At 51.8% G+C, this 5,598-nt stretch carries 8 protein-coding genes; 6 read left to right on the top strand and 2 right to left on the bottom strand.

Annotated features, from left to right (window positions below; genetic code table 11):
* A partial coding sequence (locus tag ACREAY_RS09420; RefSeq protein ID WP_431755516.1) for a TrmB family transcriptional regulator occupies positions 1-673 on the bottom strand: 673 nt, incomplete at its 3' end.
* A 60-nt stretch (positions 674-733) separates the two neighbouring features.
* Here ACREAY_RS09420 and ACREAY_RS09415 point away from each other — a divergent pair.
* Both ACREAY_RS09415 and ACREAY_RS09410 read left to right on the top strand, forming a co-directional pair.
* Entirely contained in the window at positions 734-1,474 is a 741-nt protein-coding gene (locus ACREAY_RS09415; RefSeq protein ID WP_431755515.1) for an archaellin/type IV pilin N-terminal domain-containing protein, read from the top strand.
* 217 nt (positions 1,475-1,691) lie between these two features.
* A complete protein-coding gene (locus ACREAY_RS09410; protein ID WP_431755514.1) occupies positions 1,692-2,078 on the top strand; it encodes a P-II family nitrogen regulator in 387 nt (128 codons plus the stop codon).
* On the opposite strand, the gene ACREAY_RS09405 is transcribed toward ACREAY_RS09410, so the two are convergent.
* Positions 2,075-2,566, bottom strand: a complete 492-nt coding sequence (locus ACREAY_RS09405; protein ID WP_431755513.1) for a DUF192 domain-containing protein — start codon at positions 2,564-2,566, stop codon at positions 2,075-2,077. The two genes, ACREAY_RS09410 and ACREAY_RS09405, sit on opposite strands and share 4 nt — an antisense overlap.
* Positions 2,567-2,689: 123 nt before the next feature.
* On the opposite strand from ACREAY_RS09405, the gene ACREAY_RS09400 reads away from it, so the two are divergent.
* The 4 genes from ACREAY_RS09400 to ACREAY_RS09385 form a co-directional block, all read left to right on the top strand.
* A complete protein-coding gene (locus ACREAY_RS09400) occupies positions 2,690-2,953 on the top strand; it encodes a hypothetical protein (RefSeq protein ID WP_431755512.1) in 264 nt (87 codons plus the stop codon).
* Positions 2,954-3,097: 144 nt separating this feature from the next.
* A complete protein-coding gene (locus ACREAY_RS09395) occupies positions 3,098-4,315 on the top strand; it encodes a hypothetical protein (protein WP_431755511.1) in 1,218 nt (405 codons plus the stop codon).
* A gap of 88 nt (positions 4,316-4,403) precedes the next feature.
* Positions 4,404-4,904: a hypothetical protein gene (locus ACREAY_RS09390; RefSeq protein ID WP_431755510.1), complete on the top strand. Its 501-nt coding sequence runs from the start codon at positions 4,404-4,406 to the stop codon at positions 4,902-4,904.
* 66 nt (positions 4,905-4,970) lie between these two features.
* Positions 4,971-5,598: hypothetical protein (locus ACREAY_RS09385; protein ID WP_431755509.1), on the top strand; the 628-nt coding region annotated here is incomplete at its 3' end.

Below are 5,598 nucleotides of genomic sequence, written 5' to 3'. Positions count from 1 at the left end.
ATTTTGTCATGGCCGACACGACAAGCTTGGACTCGTCGACGACCAGCAGGATGCTCATGCCCGGAATCCTCGTATGCCTTGTCTCTGCGTATTGCGCATAGTTTTTGACCGTCCCGGCAAGCGAGTAGTCGACGTCTGTCAGTATCATGACCCTGGCGCCCCTCTTTTTTGCCCTGGCCAGCTCGTCCATGATTTCAGTGTAATAGATCTTCATCAGGTCCTCGCGCTCGACGTATGCGAGGATCTCGGACTTGGCAGTCGACGCCATCTTGGCAATCCACGAATAGATCTGCTGCTTGCCCTGCACAATCCTGTACTTGGCCTCTGCCTGCGGCTTTAGCTGCAGCTTGAACATCGACAGCTCTTTTATCACCTGCTCCTTTGCCTCCTGCATCGTCTTCAATTGCGACGACGCCCGCTCGACCAGCTTTTCGACTGCCATCTCTGCCGGGATGGCTGAAAATATCACCGGCCTGCCCATCGACGCCTCGACAATGTTTTCCTTTTGCAGGCGCTCCAGTATTCTGTAGACGTTTATCCTCGAAAGCCCCGACGCCTTGGCAAGGTCGCCTGCCTTGGCCTCGCCTGACAGGTACAGATCCTTCAGCACCTGCGCCTCCTCCTCCGATAGGCCGAGATCTACAAATCTCTTGGTAATGCTTTCTAGCGACACATCGCTGTTTTTGTTAAAGCTGGGCGTGCTTTTTACCGACTTGCATGAAAAATGGCCGACATGCGCCAGCTCGTACAGGCGTACACACTCCTGCTTATGTCGATTATAGCCGTAGTATACGGCATGAACGCAAAACCGTGTCAAAAAAGTGCCCGGCGGGGCGTTATCGGCATCGAGTCCGCAATCGTGCTGATCGCCTTCGTCATGGTCGCGGCGGCCCTTTCGTTTGTCATCCTGAACATGGGGTTCTCGACCACGCAGAAAGCCAAGACGACAATAGCATCCGGACTGGATGAATCTAGCAGCGCCATGGAAATCACCGGCGGCATGCTTGGAAACGGCAACGTCACCGCTAACAGGCTCGCCTACTTTGCAATCCCGTTCAAGATCTCGCCCGGCGGAGATTCTGCCAACCTCGAAGTGGAAAACACCGCAGTCAGATATTACAGCAAGAACATCGCACTCGAAAGCGTCTACAAAGGAATACTCCCGACAGGGACATACACCAACAGCACCGCAGCAATCGCAGCAGCAAAGACAGCCAACATGATAAACCAGAACCCGTGGACCGGCAGTGGAATGAACCAGACCAGCGCAATCGTCTACTTTACCACGAACAAGAACAACAACAAGATCCTCGACTCTGGCGAAAACGCAATCATGCTCGTGCTGTTCAAGAACTCTGACAGGCCTACGTCGCTGGACGAAATCAACACAGAAGTAATAGTATCCAAGGGCGCCCTGCTCACGGCAAAAAGGCAGGTTCCATCAATCTCTGACACGGTGGTGGACCTTGGATAACACGACGCGCACCGGCCCCTGAAAAAAGTCGTCCTCTTGACTTGGGGTCGGTTCCTCTTTTTTCTGTCTTTCAAAAAGTTTATGTATAGATTTTGACGATAGCATCATAAAAAATATGGGACTGGTAAAAAAACAGCCAAAAACGCAATAGCTGTTCTATTTTATGCTAATTTTATGGAATTCTTGCAATTGCAAAAATAGCCTTATTAGAAACGGCATGAAAAATTGCCAAATAGGCAAGAATCTTCCGTTTGAAGTGACGGACGACGAAAAGTCAAAGGGCAAAAAGGCAGGGTCCCGCATGAAGAGGCTGGCGGTGCTGGTCAAGCCGGAAAAGGTGGACGGAATCATTGCCGCGCTGCGAGGATTAAAGCTAGAGGCGACGATATTTGACGTCAAGGGCGCGGGAAAGGAAAAGGACAGGGTGACGTCAGGCAGGGGGATGGGCACGGTCGAGCTAGCTTATACCAGCAGAAGGATCGTGGCGACGGTGGTGGACTCGGAAAGGGTGGAAGACGTGGTTGACGCAATGTGGGGGGCGCTGGGCGGCCAGAGCGGAGGCGTGCTCGTCATCTCGCCTGTTGATGATATAGTGCGCCTCTAGGCAGACACTATCGTCATCTTGGACCCGATGGCTATCGCGTGCTCGTCGACGAACCCTGCGGTGCCGGCCACCACGTACATCGCCGGCCTGGTCGGCTTGTAGGTGCAGCTGACGGGGTCAAGCATGTTGGGGCACGGGGGCACGTTTTCCTTGATGTACACCGCGTTGCCGTCTGCATCAAACCAGACGATGTCCAAGTTGTACTCGACGTTGAGCATCCATACTTCGTAAAGGTCTGGCGTGTCGTGCTTTATCAGCATCGCAGTGTCTAACGGTAGTTTGTCCTGCCGAAACGTCAGCCACCTTTGATGGTCTGCGGCAGTCTCGGCAACCTCGACTGTGATAGAGTCGTCGTTGATGAGAACCGTGCCCTTTGGAAAGTCGATGGGCCTGTTCTTGATGTCGGTTGGCACGAATGCAAGGCCGAGCCCGCCCACTGCTACTGCTGCCAATATGACAGGAATGAGGACGGCTGACTTGCGCGCCACGCGCCGGCAAAGGGGAAAAAACAATTTGAACTTTTGGTTTGTGCGCCCTGCAAAGGCCGTCTTCAAGGGGCTATCGCCTTTTTCCAAGCCGCTTTAGTAATATTCCTGCGTCCGTATAGGTACATGAGCTCTGACAACGCAGAGATTCAGGAAATAAGGGAGGAAAATGATGAACTGCAGGACGAAGAGCAGTTTGAGAAAAGCGAGGAATTTGAAAACCAGGGTTTTGAATACGGCGCCCCTCTGGACGACAACCCCGAGCATGCATACAGCGAGGGGCACCCTGAAGCGCAGGCAGCGACCGAAGCAGAGCCAGAACCCGAGCCGGAAGAGCCGCGCAAAAAAGATGCCGTCAATCCGCCTGATGATGAGCGCCTGCCTGGTTGAATCTAACACCTGCTAAGCAAGCCGTGTAGGACGCTTCCATTACAGTTATCTTTGCGAAGTTGCGCAACTCTTCTGACGGAGTACCGCCGGGCGCCTGTTGTTGCGCTGATACTTGGCGCCGTACTCGTTGCTTCTCTCCTTCTGGTGATACCGTCGCTCACTCTGGTCGCCACCAAGTCATCTGAAAGCCCAAAGAGGATACTGGTACTTGACCCCCAGAAATTCTTCTACAGGGGAGGGGACGAAGAAGTAATCATGCAAGCAGTAAAGGCAGGAGACCTTGAGCCAAATTCATTCATCTGGTTCCTGGACCCTTTTGGCAAGACGATGGTAGGTCTTGGCAGCGAGTCTGACGTCTTGCTGACGCTGGACAAAAAAGAGATGGAGCGCTTTGAAAAGCGCGACGCGTTTGAAAACTATATGCTAATCCGGCTTCCTGAATGGCTTGGCGGAGGCCAGGACGACGTGTCGGCCTTTAGGTCGTACCACGCGGTGTCGCTCTCGGATAATTGCCTGTCACGGTACTGGCCTGCCGAAGGGAGGTGGAGGATAGAGAACCCGTGCGCCGGGGACATTTACCGGCCGTGGGACGGCCTGGCTGTCGCCGGGCCTGCATCAGGCGGCTACGTCGGGGGGACAGTCTCAAGGGGGCACCACCCCGCGCTTCAAGAGCTCCGGCTTGCAGTGGACTCGCAAGGTTATATTATTGCCTTCAGGCCTGACAACAGCCTTTACGGAGACGGCGTTCAGGGAAACGGAAAGGCATTGTCCCCGGCAGCTCTAAAAGAAAGCAACAACAAGTTGATAGCAGCCGCAAGCCAATACGCGGGATACCCGCTCCCGTTCCTGACAAGCATTCCGCCTGACTATGACTTGAGCGATCTTTATCCTGCGCCGGTCCCTTGGTGGCTAAAGCCAGCGTCGCCTAAACCGCCCATGGAAGCGACATACTCGAACTACAGGGAATACGGCGCCATAATCATGGATGTTTATCCTATAGAAGATTTTCCAGAATTGGAGCTTGGAGGCCCGCTGGTCAGCAGCTCTGCTGATTCCGGCTACCTTGTCAACAGCACGCTGGCCAGCGCGTTAATGCCACTGGACTATTACTACAGACCGAGCGGCGAAATCTGGCAGGTCAGAAATGGGACGGACATTGCCGGCGACTATGCAATCCTCATCGCTCCTGCCGAGTCAAAAGATGGAGATTATCCCGGCGCAGGGGTCCTGATCTGGGGCATGAGCGCGGAAGGGAAAAAGGACTTGCTGGGAGCCATGAAGGCAAGAAACATGACCATTGATGAACTTGTTTCACTTGCCCGAGGCATAGGGATTGTAAAGGCCGTTCACCCTGCTGGCTGAGTTTCGACCTAGCTGTATAAGACGGCTCAAAATGGTAGCCACTACCCAGAGCTAGAAAAGGCTCAAAAGCAAGTCGCGACTTGTCAGGATGGGGCGGATCCTTTTGTTAAAGCTCTTGACGGCAATTATTGCTGCAATCTGTCTGGGCATCTCCTATATGTCGCCACAAGCCAGTTTCGGCGATTCCGCTGATGCTTCAGCGTCCTTGGAGGTCATGCAAATCCGGCTTTACAAATACGACAAGAATAGCATCAGCAACTACCATTTTGGCGAGCCGACTCTGCCCGCGATGATGCCTCAGGGAACTGAGATTGTAATTAACGGTCTAGTCAACAATCAAAATCATACGGGCGAGCACTTTGATTATATCACGCAGGTTATCGATAGCGAAGGGTATACGAGATACATACATGTCAGATATGGCGTAGCAGTGCCGATAGGCCGCCAGATAGGCATTGACTCCGGGGTTCCCGTGATTCTGGATGAGGTAGGGACATATATAGTCAAAATATTTGCATGGAGACATCTTGACGATAACCCAGTGACTTTGTCAGCTGGAGCAGCAAGGTCGATAAATGTGACAGAATGACAACTGCATCTAAAGGCCCAAAATTGATCGTAAAAGACCTATAGCGAAATTGCCAGTATCATAACATTGAGAGCATCGGTCGCAAACATCCTTCCTATCGCAACTGCGACATTCTTTGTACTAATTGTTTCATTAATTGGCGTGCCTTTAGCAATTGAAAATGCCTACGGTCATGGCATTTCTTTGTGTATGGCTCCTACAGGAGGTTGCGCATTAAGCAAGAATAATGAACAGTACTCTTCAGCATACTCTGACAATAAACTTGACATGAATGACGATGGCCGCGGAGTCTTGACGATAACTGGAACTATTAAAAACCGATACCATGATCACGAATTAAGACTGGTACGTTACGTATCAGTCGATGCCCGTCCGTCAAATCCTTTTGGCTCCTTTGAGCTCAACGATCTATTGCTTTCGTACTATCCTCTTTACAATGCTCACGCGAGCTGGTACTTCAAAACTGAATATGATAACCAGCCAAACATAATTATCATAAAACCTAGGGAAGAGATTGATTATGAGATAAAGGCCTACCCCCTAAAAGCTGGTGTTTACCACGTTCATTCGAGCTTTGTCTTTGATTACGTAAATGATGGCGAGTATCGCTACTATCAGTCTGTCGGCAGAGGAGAAACTGTGACCGTTGTTGGTTCCCATATGATGACAGCGGGCGAGGTTACACAGTTAATTC

It is taken from the genome of Nitrososphaera sp., from assembly GCF_050748925.1.
In the GTDB taxonomy this organism is placed as follows: Archaea; Thermoproteota; Nitrososphaeria; order Nitrososphaerales; family Nitrososphaeraceae; genus Nitrososphaera.
This window is presented reverse-complemented; position numbering and strand designations above follow the sequence as displayed.

Excerpts from the sequence above, each read along its gene's own strand:
- ACREAY_RS09415 (WP_431755515.1), top strand. The coding sequence starts at position 734 with ATGCGCCAGCTCGTACAGGCGTACACACTCCTGCTTATGTCGATTATA.
- ACREAY_RS09410 (WP_431755514.1), top strand. The coding sequence starts at position 1,692 with ATGAAAAATTGCCAAATAGGCAAGAATCTTCCGTTTGAAGTGACGGAC.
- ACREAY_RS09400 (WP_431755512.1), top strand. The coding sequence starts at position 2,690 with ATGAGCTCTGACAACGCAGAGATTCAGGAAATAAGGGAGGAAAATGAT.
- ACREAY_RS09390 (WP_431755510.1), top strand. The coding sequence starts at position 4,404 with ATGGGGCGGATCCTTTTGTTAAAGCTCTTGACGGCAATTATTGCTGCA.